This window comes from Nocardia sp. NPDC003999, from assembly GCF_053604885.1.
In genome coordinates, this window is the sequence record NZ_JBSGIB010000002.1 from 261221 (window position 1) to 280310 (window position 19090).

Below are 19090 nucleotides of genomic sequence, written 5' to 3' on the forward strand. Positions count from 1 at the left end.
CTATTCCGCGATCACGATCGTGATCTCCTCGCCCGCCGCGTCGGTCGATTCACCCGGCGAGGCGAACCAGTGGGTGACCTCGCCCTCGGTGAGGTCGGTCGCGAGGTCGCCGGTCGGGAGCACGGACAGGGCTCCGGCGGTGGCGGAGACCAAGAACTCCAGGACGGCGGCGCGGCCGGAGAGCGCGGTGGTGTACGTGGTCGACTCGTAGTCGATCTCGTGCTCCTCGCGCACCCGTTCGGCCTCGTCCAGTGCCTCGGACTGGGTGATCGCGACGACCCCGTTCGCCGTGGTGACGACGAACGCCGGGTGTTCCTCGCCGAGCGGGCGGACCCGGTCGGCGTAGGAGACCGGATGCGCGGCCGCCGCGGCGATGTCCTGCTGGACCTGGGCGTCGTCGAGCGCCAACCAACGAATGTCGCTGTCGGCCACCGGTTCTGCGGAGATCCCGAACGCGGTACCCGCCGCGGTCAGCTCGTCGGCGGTGAGATCGCCCGCGAACAGGCATGCCGCACCGGCCTTCTGCACCGCCCAGGCCGCGACCACCGCGTCCACCGAACGCGGCAGCGTCACCGCGACCACGTCGCCGGGTCCGGCGCCGCGGTCGATGAGCACCCGGGCCAGCTGCGAGGAACGCCGATCCAGCGTGTGGAAGGCGACCTCGTCCTCGCCTGCCAGCAGCGCGGGCGCGTCCGGGTCCTCTTCGACGACCTCGGCGAGCACCTTGGACACCGTGCGAGCGCCGACCCGGCCCACCGGCTCCGGCGTGGAAGCCGCGGCCGTGACGCCGGATTCGACCAGCAGCCGGGCCCGTTCGCCCTCGTCGAGGATGTCGATGTCCCCGACCAGCGCGTCCGGATCGCCCAGCAGCGCGTCGAGCACCCGCACCAGCCGTTCGGCGAGGGTCTCGACCTCTTCGGCGGTGAACCGGCTGCCCAGGTACTTCAGGGTCAGCTCGATCGTGGCCTCCGACATCACCAGCAGGGTCATCGGGTAGTGCGTGGCGTCGTTGACGCCGACACCGGTCACCGACATGCCGTCGATCGAACTGGCGGCCGAGATCGCTTCCTTGTCCATCGGATACGACTCGAACACCAGCAGCGTGTCGAACAGTGCTCCGGTGCCCGCCACCCGCTGGATGTCGGTGAGCCCCACATAGTGGTGCTCGAGCAGACCCGCCTGGTCGCCCTGCAAGCGCCCGAGCAGCTCGCCGATGCTCTGGCGGTCATCGATGCGCAGCCGCACCGGCAGCGTGTTGATGAACAGACCCACCATCGACTCGACACCGGGCAGCTCGGCCGGACGGCCGGACACCGTCGCGCCGAACACCACGTCGCCGCGGCCGGTCAGGCGTCCGAGCAGGATGCCCCACGCGGCCTGCACCAGCGTGTTCACCGTGACGCCGAGTTCGGCGGCGTGCTTGGTGATCCGGCGGGTGCGGTCGGCGTCGAGTTCGGTGACGACCTTGCCGATCTCGTAGTTCTCGGCGCCGCGCGGCTGCGGCGCGAGCTGGGTGGGTTCGTTGACCCCTTCCAGCGCCGTTGCCCAAGCGCGCAGCGAGGCGTCCCGGTCGCGCCCGGCCAGCCAGCCGAGGAAGTTGCGGTAGGAGGCCACCCGCGGCAAGGCGGTCTGGTCGCCGCGCACCGCGTACAGCACCAGCAGATCCCGCATGAGCAGCGGCATCGACCAACCGTCCAGCAGGATGTGGTGGGTGGTGATGGCCAGGTGCCATTGCGCGGCGTCGCTGCGGAACAGCGTGAACCGCATCAGCGGCGGCGTGGCCATGTCGAAGTGCGTCGCCTGATCGGCCGCGACCTGCCTGCGCAGTTCCGCGGTCCGCTCGTCGGCGGGCAGCCCGGTGAGATCCACCTCGCGCCACGGCGCCTCGACCCGATCCAACACCACCTGCACGGCCTGGCCGTCGGCGTCGGTGACGAACGCGGTGCGCAGGTTCGGGTACCGGTCGACGATGCCCTGAGCCGCCGCACGCAGCCGCGCCACGTCCAGCGTGCCGCCCAGGTCCACCACGGCCTGCATGGTGTAGACGTCCACGGTGGACTGGGTCATCATCGCGTGGAACAGCAGACCCGACTGCAGCGGCGACAGCGGCCACACCTCGGCCAGCGCCGGGTAGCTGCGCTCCCACTGCTCGAGGTCGGGCTGCCGCACCCGCACCAGCGGCATGTCCGACGGCGTGAAGCCGCCCGCGTCCGGCCGCCGCGCGTGGGTGGCCAGCGCGGTGAGCGCCTCGACCCACAGGTCGGCGAACTCCTGGACCCGCTCCCTGCTCAGCAGACCGGTCGGGAAGGCGAACGACGCGCCCAGGCGCGGCCCCTCGTCGGAGTCGGTGACGATGGCGTTGATGTCGATCGTCGCGTTGGCGGGCATGTCGAGGTCCATGTCGACATCCAGCTGACCCAGGTCGGCCACCGGCACCCAGCCGATCTCGGCGAGCTGCTCGGGGATCTCCCCGGCCGACATCCGGCCCAAGTAGTTGAAGCTGATCTGCCCGGACGAACCCAGGGTGGGCGCGGTCTCCGGATTCAGCTGCCGCAGCAGGCCGTAGCCGAGGCCCTTGTCGGGCACCGCGAGCAGCTGCTCCTTGATCGACTTCACGATCTCGCCGAGCGCGGCGCCACCGGCGAACGCGTCGGTGAGATCCGCACCGGCCAGGTCCAGCCGGACGGGGTAGGCCGAAGTGAACCAGCCGACCGTGCGCGACAGATCCGCGCCCGGCACGACGTCCTCTTCACGACCGTGGCCTTCCAGCTTCACCAGCGCCGCGTCCGAACCGTGGCCGCGCCAACGGGCGATCGTCATGGCCAGCGCCGAGAGCAGACCGTCGTTCACGCCGCCCCGGTACAGGCCCGGGATCGCGGTGAGCACCGCGTCGGTGACCTCGGCGGGCACGGTGACCTCGACCCGCTCGACGGTGGCGAACGTGTCCACCGCCGGATCGAACGCACGCTCGCCGAGCAACGGATCCGGTGTGGCCGAAACCTGCTGCCAGAACGGCAGTTCCGCGACCCGATCCGGCGCGCTCGCCGCCTGGACCAGGCTGTGCGCCCAGCGCCGCATGGAGGTGCCGTTGGCAGGCAGCGCCACCGGCTGACCGGCGATCAGCTGCGACCAGGCCACCGCCAGATCCGGGATCAGGATGCGCCAGGACACGCCGTCGACCACGAAGTGGTGCGCGACGATCAACAGCACGTCCCGCCGCTCGCCTTCGAAGGCGAACCAGACGAACTGCGCCATGGCGGCCTCGGCCGGATCCAACCTGCCCAACGCACCGTCGAGCGCTTCGGTGGCCACGCGCGCCAGCTCCGCCTCGTCGGCGTCGGCGGCCAGGTCCACGCGGCGCACCAGCGCGTCGACGTCCACCGCGCCGTGCGGCAGGGCCTCGAACGTCCAGTCCCCGCCCGTGCGGCGCAGCCGCGACCGCAGCACGTCGTGGTGGTCGAAGACCGCGGCGATGGTGGCGACCAGTGTCTCCCGGTCGATGCCTTCGGGCAGCCGCAGCGCCATGGTCTGCGAGAACCGCTGATACGACGAGCCGCTCGCGAGGATCTGCCGCATGATCGGGGTCAGCGGGATCTCGCCGACACCGCCGCCGGGCAGTTCCTCCAGCCGCACCTGCTCCGTGCCCGCGCCCAGCGCGGCGATCTCGGCCAGCGAGGCCACGCTGCGCCGCTCGAACACGTCACGCGGAGTGAACAGCACGCCACGCGCCTTGGCCCGCGAGACCAGCTGGATCGACAGGATGGAGTCGCCGCCGAGCGCGAAGAACGAGTCGTCCAAACCGATCTGGTCGACGCCGAGCACCTCGGCGAACACCTCGGCGATGACGGCCTCGACCTCGCTGGCAGGCGCGCGGAACTCGCGCGGCGCCAGCTCGGGCTCGGGCAGCGCCTTGCGATCCAGCTTGCCGACCGGCGTCAGCGGGATCTCGTCGATCACCACGATCGCCGTCGGCACCATATGCGGCGGCAGCGTGCGCGAGGCGTACTCGGTCAGCCGTGCGGTGTCGATCTCCCGGCCCGGCGCGGCCAGCACGTAGGACACCAGGATCGTCGCGCCCGCCTCGGTCTTGCGGCCGATGGTGATCGCGTACTCGACGTCCTCGTGGCTCGCCAGCACGGTGTCGATCTCGCCCAGTTCGATGCGGAAGCCGCGGATCTTCACCTGGAAGTCCGAGCGGCCCACGTAATCGAGGTGCCACGGCACCGACGCCAGCGCGGCGTTGCCGGCCCGCTCGCCGGGTTCGGCGAACCAGCGCACCACGTCACCGGTGCGGTACATGCGCGCGCCCTCGTCGCTCCACGGGTTGGCGACGAACCGTTCCGCGGTGAGGTCGGGGCGGTTGTGGTAGCCGCGCGCCAGCGCGCCACCGGCCAGGTACAGCTCGCCCGCGACGCCCGGCGGCACCGGGTTGAGGCGGTTGTCCAGCACCAGCGCGGACATGCCGCGCACCGGGCGGCCGATGGTGATGTGCCTGCCCGGGGTGAGCTGGGCGTAGGACGAGATGATCGTCGTCTCGGTCGGGCCGTAGGCGTTGAAGTACTTGCGGCCCGGCCACCACTTGGCCAGCAGCTCCGGCGTGGTGACGTCACCGCCGACGGAGGCCACCTCGAGCGCCTCCATGCCTTCCGGATCGACTGTGCCCAGCACCGCGGGGGTGATGATCGTGTGGCTCACCCGCTCGGTGCGCAGCAGCTCCGCCAGGTCCGGGCCGCCGATGATGGTCGAGGGCACGACCACCAGCGTGGCGCCTGTGTAGGCGGCGCACAGCCATTCCAGCACCGACGGGTCGAAGCTCGGCGAGCAGATGTGCAGGAACCGATGGTGCGATTCCAGCTGGTAGAGATCCGCCGCGACGCCGACCAGGCCGCCCATGCCCGCATGGGTCACGGTGACGCCCTTGGGCATACCGGTCGAGCCGGAGGTGTAGATGACGTACGCCGGATGACGCATCGCCAGCACGGCGTTCCGATCGGTGTCGGTCACCTGCTCGGCGGATTGGCTCTCGATCAGCTCGCCCAGCGCCGGGTCGTCGATCCGCAGCCACTCCACGTCGCGCGGCAGCCGGTCGACGTACTCGCTCGCGGTGATGCCGATGACCGCGCCGGAGTCGTTGACCATGTGCCGCATGCGATCTTCGGGGTAGGTCGGGTCGACCGGCACGTGCGCGCCGCCCGCCTTCGCCACCGCCCAGAACGCCGCGACCATCTCGTAGGAGCGCGGGAACGACAGCGCCACGATGCGCTCCGGTCCCACACCGCGCGCGATGAGCACCCGCGCCAGGCGCGAGGAGTACTCGTCCAGTTCGCGGTAGGTGATCGAGCGGCCCTGGTAGCGCACCGCGATCTGGTCCGGGTCCAGCCGCGCGCCGTGCTGCAGCAGGTCCGGCAGCAGGCCGGTGGCCATGACGTCCTCGCCCGCCACGTGCGTGAGCAGGTGGTACTCGGCCACGTCCAGCAGCGGCAGGTCGCCGATCGGGGTTTCCCGGTCGGTGGCGATCGCGGTGAGCAGTCTGGTGAACCGCTCGGCGAACACCCGCACCGTCTCGTCGTCGAACAGGTCACGCGCGAAGGAGAACTCCGCGTACATGCCCGCGTCGTCGGGGTTCTCCCCCGCCTCGCGGATAGTCAGCGACAGGTCGAACTTGGCGGTGTCGACGTCGAAATCGACCGCGCCCACGTGCAGTCCGGGCAACTCGAAGCTGCTCTCGGGCAAGTTCTCGAACGACAGCGCCACCTGGAACAGCGGGTGCCGCGCGGTGGAGCGCTCCGGGTTGAGCAGTTCCACCAGCCGCTCGAACGGCAGGTCCGCGTGCGCGAACGCCTGCAGATCGGCGTCCTTGGTGCGGGCCAGGAACTGGTCGAAGGTGAGGTCGCCGTCCACGTGCGAACGCAGCACCAGGGTATTGACGAACATGCCGATCACGTCGTCGAGTTCGGCCTCGCCGCGGCCCGCGATGGGCGTGCCGACGGCGATGTCGTCGGTGCCGGACATACGCGCCAGGAACAGCGCCAGCGCGGCGTGCACCACCATGAACAGCGTCGCGTTCTGCTGCCTGGCGATCTCGGTGAGCCTGCCGTGCAACTCGCCGGAGATCGGGAACACCACTCGCCCACCGGCGAACGACTGCGTCGTCGGACGCGGCCGGTCGGCGGGCAGGTTCAGCTCGTCGGGCAGCCCGGCCAGCGCGGCACGCCAGTATTCGGCCTGCTGGGAGATCAGGCTCTGCGGGTCGTCCTCGGAGCCGAGCACGTCACGCTGCCAGAGGCTGAAGTCGGCGTACTGCACCGGCAGCGGCGCCCAACCCGGTTCCACACCGGCCGAACGGGCCGCGTAGGCCAGCATCACGTCGCGGGTCAGCGGGCCCATCGACCAGCCGTCGGCGCTGATGTGATGCGCGACGAACACGAGCACGTACGCTGTGCCGGCTCCCGCCCCGCCGCTCGCATCCGTGACGCGGAACAGCTTGGCCCGCAACGGAACCTCGGTGGTCACGTCGAACCCGGCGGAGATCACCTCGATGATCCGGTGCCGGATGTCCTCGGGCGCGACCGCTTCCGGCCGCAGGTCCGGCAGTGCCCGCTCGACGGGCACGATGACCTGGTGCGCCGCGCCGTCCTGTTCGGGGTAGACGGTGCGCAGGGTCTCGTGCCTGGCGATGACGTCCCCGACCGCCGCTTGCAGCGCTTCGACATCCAGCTCGCCGGTGAGCCGCACGGCCACCGGGATGTTGTTCACCGCCGAGGCGGTGTCGAACTGGTTGAGGAACCACATGCGCTGCTGCGCCAGCGACAACGGGATGTGCTCCGGACGCGGACCGGCCACCAGCTCGCGGCGGCCACCGGCCCCCGCGTGCTGCTCGACCTTCGCGGCCAGTCCGGCCACGGTGGAGGCTTCGAACAGCACACGCACCGGCACACGGGCATCCAGTGCCGCGCCGATACGCGCCGCGACCTGCGTCGCCAACAGCGAATTACCACCCAAAGCGAAGAAGTCGTCATCCGCGCCGACCCGCTCCACCCCGAGCACCTCGGCGAACACCGACGCCACGATCTCCTCGATCGGAGTCGACGGCGCACGGAACGCCTGAACCTCGAACTCCGGCTCCGGCAACGCCTTACGGTCGAGCTTGCCGTTGACGTTCAACGGCAACGCATCCAACACCACGAACGCCGACGGCACCATGTACGACGGCAACCCAGCAGTGAGTTCGGACTTCACCCGCGCCACATCCACACCGGCCTCGGCATCGGCAGCCACCAGGTAGGCCACCAACCGGTCACCCGTCTTCGGATCCGACTTCGCGATCACCGCAGTCTGCGCGACCTCCGGCAGCACGAGCAACGCTGCTTCGATCTCACCCAGCTCGATACGGAAACCACGGATCTTCACCTGGAAATCCGTACGACCCCGATATTCCAGTTCGCCGGTGCCGGTCCAAGCGACCAAGTCACCCGTGCGATACATCCGCGCACCCGGCTCGAACGGATTCGCCACGAACCGATCCGCCGTCAGATCCGCACGACCGAAGTAACCACGCGCCAACTGCGCACCGGCGAGGTACAGCTCGCCGGAGACGCCGTCGGGCACCGGCCGCAGCCGGGAGTCGAGGACGTAGACCCGGCTGTTCCATTCCGGCGCACCGATCGACACGGAGGTCTCGTCGGCGAGAGTGACCCGGTGGCTGGTGATGGACACCGCCGCCTCGGTCGGACCGTAGAGGTTGAACAGTTCCGTGCGCGGGTGTTCCCGCATGAACCGCTGCGCGACCGAACCCGGCAGCGCTTCACCGATGGCCAGCACCCGCCACAGCGAGTTCGGCATACCGGCGGTCAACAACGCGTCCAGCATCGACGGCACCACATGCAGCGTGGTGACCCACTCGCGAGCCATCAACTCGTTCAGGTACGCCGGGTCTCGGTGACCGTCCGGGGAGGCGATCACCAGGCGACCACCGCAGACAGCGGCCGACCAGAACTCCCACACCGACAGGTCGAACGTCGCCGCCGTCTTCAGCAGAATCGCATCCGCAGCGTCCAAACCGAATTCGACGTTCTTCCACTGCAACTGGTTCGCGATAGCGCCGTGCGGAACCGCGACACCCTTCGGGCGACCCGTCGAACCAGACGTGAAGATCACATACGCCGTGTTCTCCGGACGCAGGGGTGCGACCCGATCCGCATCCGTGACCGGCGTGGCATCCACACCCGACAAGTCGAGCTCATCGATCCGCACCACCGGCGCGACATCGGTACTGAACTCCGCCTCGGCGTTGCTCAGCACACAAACCGGTGCCGCCGTCTCGAGGATGTAGCTCGTGCGCTCGGCAGCCTGATCCGGATCCACCGGCACATACGCGCCACCGGACTTCGCCACCGCGTACATCGCCACGATCAAATCAACGGAGCGACGCAACGTCAGCGCCACTCGCGACTCCGGACCGACACCCAACGAAATCAAATGCCGCGCAAGACGATTCACCCGAACGTCGAGTGCGCCATAGGTGATCGACTCGCCGTCCTCGGTGACGAGCGCGACTTCCTTCGGCCCGGCCGCGACCGTGGCGTCCAGCAGCGACACCAGCGTGGCGGAGGTGTCCACCGGCTGGTCGGTCGCGTTGCGCGCGGTGAGCAGCCGGGTCCGTTCGGCGGCGTCGAGCAGTTCGAGGTCGCCGACCGGGGTGCGCGGCGCGGCGATGATCTCGCCGAGCAGGCGCGCGAACCGGTCCACGAAGCCCTGCACCGTCGCGCGGTCGAACATGTCGGTCGCGTAGGTGAAGAAGCCGGTGATGCCCTCGGGCGCGCCGGCGTCGTCGTAGCGGTCGGTCGCGATCAAGTGCAGGTCGAACTGGGACAGCTCGGTGTCGATGTCCAGGCCGGACACGCTCAGGCCGGGCAACTCCAGCGCGGACTGCGCCAGGTTCTGGAACGACAGACCAACCTGGAACAGGGGGTGCCGGGCGGTCGAACGCACCGGGTTGAGCACCTCCACCAGGCGCTCGAACGGCACGTCGGCGTTGGCGAACGCCTGGATGTCGGTCTCGCGCTGGCGGGCCAGCAAATCGGTGAACGCCTCGCCCGCCTCGACCCGGGTGCGGAACACCAGGGTGTTGACGAACATGCCGATCAGATCGTCCAGAACGGCTTCGCCACGGCCCGCCATCGGCGTGCCGATCGCGATGTCGTCGGTGCCAGACAACCGGGCCAGCAGGACCGCCAGCGCGGTGTGCACGACCATGAACAGCGTCGCGCCCTCCGCACGCGCCAGCTCGATCAGCGCCTGATGGGTTTGCGCGTCCACCCGCAGCTCGACCTTGCCGCCCGCGAAGGACTGCACCGCGGGGCGCGGCCGGTCCGAGGGCAGGTCCAGCTGATCGGGCAGCTCGGCCAGCGCCTGGCGCCAGTAGGCGACCTGCTTGGCGGCCAGCGATTCCGAATCCTCCTCGTCGCCGAGCAGTTCGCGCTGCCAGATGCTGTAGTCCGCGTACTGGACTTCCAGCGGCGCCCAGTTCGGCGCCTCGCCCGCCGACCGCGCGGCGTAGGCGATCATCAGGTCCCTGGTCAGCGGGCCGACCGAGGAGCCGTCACCGGAGATGTGGTGCACGACCATGGCCAGCACGTAGTCCACCGACCCGTCCGCCGGAGTCTGCGCGCCCTCCCCGGCGATCTGGAACAGCGCGACCTTCACCGGCACCTCGGTCGTGACGTCGAAGATCGTCGAGGTCAGCGCCACCACGGCGGACTCGATCTGCGACGGCGCGACCACCCGCACCTCCAGGCGCGGCACGGCTTGGGCGGGCGGCAGGATGACCTGCACCGGGCCCGCCTCGGTCTGCGGGTACACCGTCCGCAGGATCTCGTGGCGGCTCACCAGGTCCGCGATCGCGGCACGCAGCGCGGCCACGTCCAACGCGCCGGACAACCGCACCGCGATCGGCACGTTGTAGGCCGCCGACTGGGTGTCGAACCGGTTGAGGAACCACATGCGCTGCTGCGCCAGCGACAGCGGGATGTGCTCCGGCCGCGGACCCGCCGTCAGCGCACGGCGGCCGCCCATGTCGGCGTGCTGCTCCACCCGCACCGCCAGCGCGGCGACGGTGGACGCCTCGAACAGCAGACGCACCGGCACCCGCGTGTTGAGCGCCTCACCCAGGCGGGCGGCGACCTGCGTGGCCAGCAGCGAGTTACCGCCCCAGGCGAAGAAGTCGTCGTCCAGGCCGAGGCGCTTGGCTTCGCCGCCTTCGCGATCGGACAGCCGCAGCACCTCGGCGAAGGTGTTCGCCACGATCTGCTCGATCGGCGTGACCGGCGCGCGGAACACCGCCTTCTCGAAGGTGGGCTCCGGCAGCGCCTTGCGGTCCAGCTTGCCGTTGGCGTTGAGCGGCAACGCCTCCAGCCCGATCAGCATCGACGGCACCATGTACGACGGCAGCTCGGCCGACAGCGCGGACTGCAGAGCCCTCTTGTCCAGCGCGCCCGTGCGGGTCACCACGTAGGCGACCAGCCGATCGCCGATGCTCGGATCGGTGTGCGCGACGACGGCCGCGGCGCTCACCGCGTCCTGCCGCAGCAACGCGGCCTCGATCTCGCCGAGCTCGATGCGGAAGCCGCGGATCTTCACCTGGAAGTCGGTGCGGCCGCGGTAGTCCAGCTCGCCGGAGGCGCTCCAGGCCACCAGGTCGCCGGTGCGGTACATCCGGTCGCCCGCCGCGCCGAACGGGTCGGCGACGAACCGGTCCGCGGTCAGGTCCGCACGACCGAAGTACCCGCGCGCCAACTGCGCACCGGCCAGGTACAGCTCACCGGAGACGCCGACCGGCACCGGCCGCAGTCGCGAGTCCAGCACGTAGACCCGGCTGTTCCACTCCGGCGCGCCGATCGACACCGACGCCTCGTCGGCATCGGTGACCAGGTGGCTGGTGATCGACACCGCCGCCTCGGTCGGACCGTAGAGGTTGTGCAGTTCGGCGGCGTTGTTGCGGCGCAACCGCTGGGCGGTCGCGGCGGGCAGCGCCTCACCGATGGCCAGCACCCGCCGCAGCGAGTCCGACAGGCGGCCACCGGATTCGGTGAGCAGCGCGTCCAGCATGGACGGCACCACGTGCAGCGTGGTGACGCCGGTGGCGCGCATCAGCTCGTTCAGGTACGCCGGGTCGCGATGCCCGTCGGCGGACGAGATCACCAGGCGGCCGCCGGAAACCGCGGCCGACCAGAACTCCCACACCGAGAGGTCGAACGTCGCCGCCGTCTTCAGCAGCACCGCGTCGTCCGCGCCCAGCTCGAAGACAGATGTCTCCCACTGCAACTGGTTGGCGATCGCCGCGTGCGGGACCGCGACGCCCTTCGGCTGACCGGTGGAACCGGACGTGAAGATCACGTACGCGGTGTTCGCCGGGGTCAGCGCACCCGTGCGCTCGGCCGCGGTCACCGGAGCCGTCGGGTACTCGGCGAGGTCGAGCCCGTCGATCTGCACGACATCGGCCGCCGCGGTGCGGAACCCGTCGCGGCCGGTGGTCAGCACGCACACCGGCGCGGCGGTGCCCAGGATGTAGTCGGTCCGCTCGGCGGGCTGATCCGGATCGATCGGCACGTACGCCGCACCGGCCTTCGCGACCGCGTACATGGCGATCACGAGGTCGCTGCTGCGGCGGATCGCCAGCGCGACCCGGTCCTCCGGGCCGACGCCGCGGCCGATCAGGTACCGGGCCAGTCGGTTGACCCGCGCGTCCAGCCCGGCGTAGGTCAGCTCGCGACGGCCGGTCGGCTCGTCGGCGACCAGCGCCACGGCCGCCGGGGTCGCGGCCACCGTGTCATCCAGCAAGGACACCAGCGTCGCGGTCGTGTCGACCTCGTGGTCGGTGGCGTTCCACGCGGTGAGGATGCGCTCGCTCTCCTCGGCCGCGAGCAGGTCGATCTCGCCCACCCGCACCGTGGCGTCGGCCGCCACCGCGTCGAGCACCCGCAGGAACCGGTCGGCGAAGCCCTGCACCGTGTCCTCGTCGAACAGGTCGGTGGCGTAACCGAATTCGGTGATGATCTCGGCGGGCGTGCCGTCCTCGGCGTACCGGTCGTATAGCGTGACGTGCAGGTCGGTCTTGGCCAGCTGCGAGTCGAAGTTGACCGCGCTCACCGTCAGGCCGGGCAGCTCGAAGGTCGTCTCGGCCAGGTTCTGGAACGACAGGCCCACCTGGAACAGCGGATTGCGCGCGGTCGAGCGCACCGGGTTGAGCACCTCGACCAGGCGCTCGAACGGCACGTCGGCGTTGGCGAACGCCTCCAGGTCGCGTTCCTTGACGTCGCCGAGCAGGTCGGCGAAGCGCTCGCCGGACGCCACCCGGGTGCGGAACACCAGGGTGTTGACGAACATGCCGATCAGGTCGTCGAGTTCGCGTTCGCCGCGACCGGCGATCGGGGTGCCGACCGCGATGTCATCGGTGCCCGACAACCGCGACAGCAGCACCGCCAGCGCCGCGTGCACCACCATGAACAGCGACGCGTTGTGCGCGCGCGCCAGCTCGTGCAGGCGGGCGTGCCGCTGCGGGTCGATCTCGAAGCGGATCGCCTTGCCCTGGAACGACTGCGCGGGCGGGCGCGGCCGGTCGGCAGGCAGTTCCAGCTGATCGGGCAGGTCGGCCAGCGCCTGGCGCCAGTACGCCACCTGCTGCGCGGCCAGCGATTCCGGATCGTCCTCGGATCCGAGCACCGCGCGCTGCCACAGCGCGTAGTCGGCGTACTGCACCGGCAACGGCTGCCACTGCGGCGCCTCGCCCTGCACCCGCGCCACGTAGGCGGCCATAACGTCGCGGGCCAGCGGACCCATCGACGAACCATCGGCCGCGACGTGATGCACGGTGAACGCCAGCACATGGTCGTTGTCCGCGATGCGGAACAGCGCCACCGCCAACGGCACCTCCACGGTGACGTCGAAGGTGGTCAGCGCGAACCCGATGACGGCCCCGAGCAGGTCGTCCTCGGCCACGTCGATCGGGGTGAGCGCCGCCGCGGACCGGTCGGCCGGGCGGATCACCTGATGCGGGCCCTCCGCCGAGCGCGGGTAGGTGGTGCGCAGTACCTCGTGACGGGCGAACACGTCGCCGATGGCCTGCTCCAGCGCGGCCACCTCCAGCGTGCCCGACAAGCGGACGGCCAGCGGGATGTTGTCCACCGCCGAAGTGGCCGTGTCGAACTGGTTGAGGAACCAGTACCGCTGCTGCGCGGGCGAGAGCGGGATGCGCGCCGGGCGCTCCCCCGCCTCCAGGCGTGGCCGGTTCCGGCCGGACCCGGCGTTGCGCTCCACCCTGGCGGCCAACGCCACCACGGTGGAGGCCTCGAACAGGTCGCGCACCGCGAGCCTGGTGTCCAGCGCGGCGCCCAGCCGCGCGGTCACCTGGGTGGCCAGCAGCGAGTTGCCGCCGAGTTCGAAGAAGTCGTCGTCCAGTCCGACCCGCGCGACACCGAGCACGTCACCGAAGGTGCCCGCCACGATCTCCTCGATCGGGGTTGACGGCGCGCGGAACACCTTGGCCTCGAACACCGGCGCGGGCAGCGCCTTACGGTCCAGCTTGCCGGAGGCGTTCAGCGGGAACGCCTCCAGCACGACGAACGCCGACGGCACCATGTAGGCGGGCAGCTCGCCGCCGAGCTCGGAACGCACGCCCTCGATGTCCACCGAGCGGCCCGCGGTCGCGATGACGTACGCCACCAACTGGTCGCCGAGCCGCTCGTCCGAGCGCACCACGACCACGGCCTGGGCGATCGAGTCCAGCGCGGTGAGCGCCGACTCGATCTCGCCCAGCTCGATGCGCAGACCGCGCAGCTTCACCTGGAAGTCGGTGCGGCCCAGGTACTCCAGTTCGCCCTTGTCGGTCCAGGAGACGAGGTCGCCGGTGCGGTACATCCGCTCGCCCGGCGCGCCGTACGGGTTGGCCACGAACCGGTCAGCGGTCAGATCGGGACGCGCGACGTAGCCGCGGGCCAATTGCACGCCCGCGAGATACAGCTCACCCGCGACACCCACCGGCACCGGGTGCAGGCGCGAATCCAGCACGTAAACCTGGGTGTTGAACACGGGAGCGCCGATCGGCACCGACACCGTGTCGGCCTCGGTCACCTCGTGATAGGTGACGTCGACCGCGGCCTCGGTCGGGCCGTACAGGTTGTGCAGCAGCGCGCCGGTGAGTTCCTGCATCCGCTGCGCGGTGGCGGCGGGCAGCGCCTCACCGGAGGCGAAGACGTTGCGCAGACTGGTGCATTCGTCGGCGCGTTCCTCGGCCACGAACACCGACAGCATCGACGGCACGAAGTGCGCCGTGGTGACCTGCTCGCCGGTGATGACCTGCACGAGGTAGGCCGGGTCGCGGTGGCCGTCGGGCTTCGCGACGACCAGGCGCGCGCCGACCTGCAACGGCCAGAAGAACTCCCATACCGACACGTCGAACGTGGCCGGGGTCTTCTGCAACACCACGTCGGTGTCGTCGAGGCCGTACTCGTCCTGCATCCACACCAGACGGTTGACGATCGCCGCGTGCGAGACCGCCACACCCTTCGGGCGGCCGGTCGAACCGGAGGTGAAGATCACGTACGCGGCGTTCGACGAGCGCAGCGGCGCACGGCGATCCGCATCGGTGACCGGCTTGTCGGAGTACCCGGCCAGCGAGACAACATCGATCTCGATCGCCGGGGTAGCGCCGGCGTCGAACTCGTCGCGCGAAGTGGTGAGCACGCACACCGGCTGCGCGGTGTCGAGCACGTAGCGAGTGCGGTCGGCCGGATGGTCCGGATCCAGCGGCACGTACGCGCCACCGGCGACGCTCACCGCGTACATGCCGACCACCAGGTCGATCGAGCGGCGCATGCCCAGCGCGACCATCGAGTCCGGGCCGACGCCCAGCGAGATGAGGTGCCGGGCCAGGCGGTTCACGCGCGAGGCGAACTCGGCATACGTCAGCGTCACGTAGTGACTCGATGAGGGGTGGTGGTCGGGCGACGGGTGGGCCAGACTCGTCCCCTCGAACGTCACGGCGGTCGCGTCCGGGGTCCGCGCCAGCTGCGCGGCGAACATCGACACCAGGGTGGCGTCCGGGTCGACCGCGTGCGCGGTGTCGTTCCACCGCTCGAGGACCTCGGTGCGCTCGACGCTGTCGAGCAACTCGACATCGCCGACGGCCACGGACGGATCGGCGGCTATCGCCGTCAGCATCCGCACCAGCCGCGACGCGACGCCCGCGATGGTGTCGGAGTCGAACATGTCGGTGGCGTAGGCGAATTCGGCGGTCATGCCGTCGGCCGAGCCCGAGGCGTCGAACCGGTCGGCGAGGTTGAGGTGCAGGTCGAACTTGGCGGTCACCACGTCCAGCGGCACCCCGGCCACTTCCAGGCCGGGCAGCTCGAAGGTGGCCTCACCGGTGTTCTGGAACGACAGCATCACCTGGAACAGCGGATGCCGCGCCTGCGAACGCGCCGGGTTCAGGATCTCCACCAGCCGCTCGAACGGCAGGTCCGCGTGCGCGAACGCCGCGAGGTCGGTGTCCTTGGTGCGCGCGAGCAATTCGGTGAACGCGATCGCGGGATCGACCGCGCTGCGCAGCACCAGCGTGTTGACGAACATGCCGATGGCGTCGTCGAGCACGGCCTCACCACGGCCCGCGACCGCGGTGCCGATGGCGATGTCGTCGCTGCCGGACAACCGGGCCAGCAGGGCGGCGAACGCCGCGTGCACCACCATGAACAGGCTGGCGCCGTTCGCGCGGGCCAGCGCGTTCAGCTCGCGCAGCAGCCGCGCGTCGAGCGCGAACTCGTACACGCCGCCGCGGTTGGACGCCACCGCCGGACGCGAGCGGTCCGACGGCAGATCCAGCTGATCCGGCAGCCCGGCCAGGGAGTCGGACCAGAACGCGACCTGCTGGGCGATCAGCGAGGCGGGATCGCCCTCGGAGCCCAGCGTCTCGCGCTGCCACAGCGCGTAATCGGCGTACTGCACCGGCAGCGGCGCCCACGCGGGCGCCTCGCCGCGCGAACGCGCCGAGTAGGCCACCATCACGTCGCGTGCCAGCGGGCGCACCGACCAGCCGTCGCCGGAGATGTGGTGCACCACGAACACCAGCACGTGGGTGTCGGGCTGCGAGCCGTCCATCGAGCCCGCGATGCGGAACAGCGCGGCGCGCACCGGCACCTCGGCGGTGACGTCGAAGCCGGTCAGCACCAGTTCGCTGATCCGCTCGGAGATCTCGGCCTCGGACACCTCGATCGGGGTGAGGTCGACCGCGCTGTGCCCGGCGGGCAGCACGACCTGCACGCCCTGGCCGTCGGCGGTCTCCGGGTAGACGGTGCGCAACACCTCGTGCCGGTCGACCACGTCGGCCACGGCCTGGCGCAGCGCCTCGGTGTCCAGGGTTCCGGTGAGCCGGACCGCGAGCGGGATGTTGTTCACCGCGGTCTGGTTGTCGAACCGGTTCAGGAACCACATGCGCTGCTGGGCCAGCGACAGTGGGATCTTCGACGGGCGCGGGCCCGCGGCGAGTTCCCGGCGGCGGCCGGTGCCCTGGTGCGCCTCCACCCGCACGGCCAACGCCGCCACGGTCGGCGCCTCGAACAGCGTACGGACCGGGATCCTGGTGTCCAGCGCGGCGCCGAGCCGGGCCACCACCTGGGTGGCGATCAGCGAGTTGCCGCCCAGGTCGAAGAAGTCGTCGTCCAAGCCGACCGCGCGTTCCGCCTGTGCCAAGCCGAGCACCTCGGCGAAGACGTCGGCGACGATCTCCTCCACCGGCGTGGACGGCGCGCGGAACTCCCGCGCCTCGAAGACCGGCTCGGGCAGCGCGCGGCGATCCAGTTTGCCGTTCGGGTTCAACGGCATGGCGTCGAGCACCACGATGGCGGCGGGCACCATGTAGGACGGCAGCTGCGCGGACAGATGCGCGCGCAACGCCTCGACGTCCACCGTCGCGCCGTTCGCCGGCACCACATAACCCACCAGCTGGTCGCCGGTGCGCGCGTCCGAACGCACCAGCGCGACCGACTGCGCGACCGATTCGTGCGCCGTCAACGCGGTCTCGATCTCGCCGAGCTCGATGCGCAGACCACGCAGTTTCACCTGGAAGTCGGTGCGGCCCAGGTACTCGATGGCGCCGGTGTCGTCCCGGCGCACCAAGTCGCCGGTGCGGTACATCCGAGCGCCGGGCGCGCCGTACGGGTTGGCCACGAAGCGATCGGCGGTGAGGTCCGTGCGACCGAAGTAGCCGCGCGCCAACTGATCGCCCGCGAGGTACAGCTCACCCGCGACGTTCGACGGCACCGGGTGCAGACGCGAATCCAGCACGTACGCCTGCGCGTTCCACACCGGCAGGCCGATCGGCACCGCCCCGTCCACCTGCTCGGCGACAGGTGCGTGCGTGGCGTGCACGGTGAACTCGGTGGGTCCGTACAGGTTGTACAGCGCGGCGTCGCTGACGCGGCGGATGGCCACGACCGCGTCGGCTGTGAACGCCTCACCGGCGACGAACAGCGTGCGCAGCGAGGCGAGCGCGTCGGCGTCGGCCGGGTCGATCCAGGCCGCGAAGACGGTCAGCATCGACGGCACGAACGAGGTCATCGTGACCCGCTCGGCCGCGATCACCTCGACCAGGTACTGCGGGTCGCGGTGCCCGTCCGGGCTCGCCACCACGATCCGGCCGCCGGTGCTCAGCGGGCCGAACAGCTCCCACACCGACACGTCGAAGGTGGCGGGGGTCTTGAACAGCACCACGTCGTCGGCGTCGATGCCGTATTCGCCGGTGATCCAGCGGATCTGGTTGACGACCGCGGCGTGTGGCACGGCGACGCCCTTGGGGCGGCCGGTGGAGCCGGAGGTGAAGATCACGTACGCCGGGTGCTGCGGGCGCAGCGGCGCGATGCGCTCGGCGTCGGTGACCGGGTCGTCCGCGTAACCGGACAACTCCAGCTCGTCGATGCGCAGCGTCGCGCGGCCCGCGCCGTCGAACGCGTCGCGCGCGGTGGTCAGCACGCAGACCGGGTCGGCCGAGTCGAGCACGTAGTGCACGCGGTCGGCGGGCTGGTCGAGATCCAGCGGCACGTAGCCGCCACCCGCCGCCTGCACCGCGTAAGCGGCCACGACCAGGTCCACCGAGCGGCGCAGGCCCAGGGCGACCAGCGTCTCAGGACCCACACCGGCTTCGATGAGTCGACGCGCCAATCGCCGCACGCGCGCGGCGAATTCGGCGTAGGTGAGCTGCGTCCCGGTGGCCGGATCGATCACCGCGACCGCGTCCGGCGTCGCCGCGGCCTGCGCGGCGAACTCCTCGACCAGCGTGCTCGCCGGGCCGAGGTCGCGGGCGGTGTCGTTCCAGCCGCGCAGCGCCTGTTCGGTCTCCGGCTCGTCCAGCAGTGTGAGATCGCCGATGGGGCGGTCCGGCTCGGCCGCGACGGCCTTCAGCAACCGGCCGAAGCGCCGCCCGAACTCGGCCATGGTGGCCGGGTCGAACAGGTCGGTGGCGTAGATCAGCTCGGCCGCGATGCCCGCGGGGTTCGCGCCCGCGGAATTCTCGGCGTCGCGTTCGGACAGCACCAGTTGCAGGTCGAACTTGGCGACGTCGATCGGCAATTCGACACCGCTCACCGTCAGGCCGGGCAGCTCCAGGCTGTTCTGGCCGGTGTTCTGGAACGACAGCATCACCTGGAACAACGGGTGCCGCGCCTGCGAGCGCGCCGGGTTCAGGATCTCCACCAGCCGCTCGAACGGCAGGTCCGCGTGCCCGAACGCGGCGATGTCGGTGGCGCGCACCGCACGCAGCAACTCGGTGAACGTCGCACCGGCCCGGACCGGGGTCCGCAACACGAGAGTGTTGACGAACATGCCGATCAGGTCATCGAGCGCGCGCTCGCCACGTCCGGCGACCGGAGTGCCGATCGCGATGTCGTCCTCGCCGGACAGCCGCGACAGCAGCACGGCCAGCGCGGTGTGCGCCACCATGAACAGCGTCGCGCCCCTGGTGCGGGCCAGTTCGGTCAGCTGAGCGTGGGTCTGCGCGTCGATCTCGAAGACGTGCGTGGCGCCGCGACCGGAGGCGACCGCGGGA

At 70.6% G+C, this 19090-nt stretch carries 1 protein-coding gene (only partly in view); it reads right to left on the reverse strand.

Going from position 1 to position 19090, the window contains the following annotated elements; translation table 11 throughout:
• Nucleotides 1-19090, reverse strand: partial view of a non-ribosomal peptide synthase/polyketide synthase gene (locus ACWESM_RS05400; RefSeq protein WP_452491013.1) — the final stretch only. 24779 nt of this gene lie beyond the right edge of the window; 19090 of the gene's 43869 nt are visible here — the last part of the coding sequence; its start codon lies beyond the right edge, outside the window; its stop codon occupies nucleotides 1-3.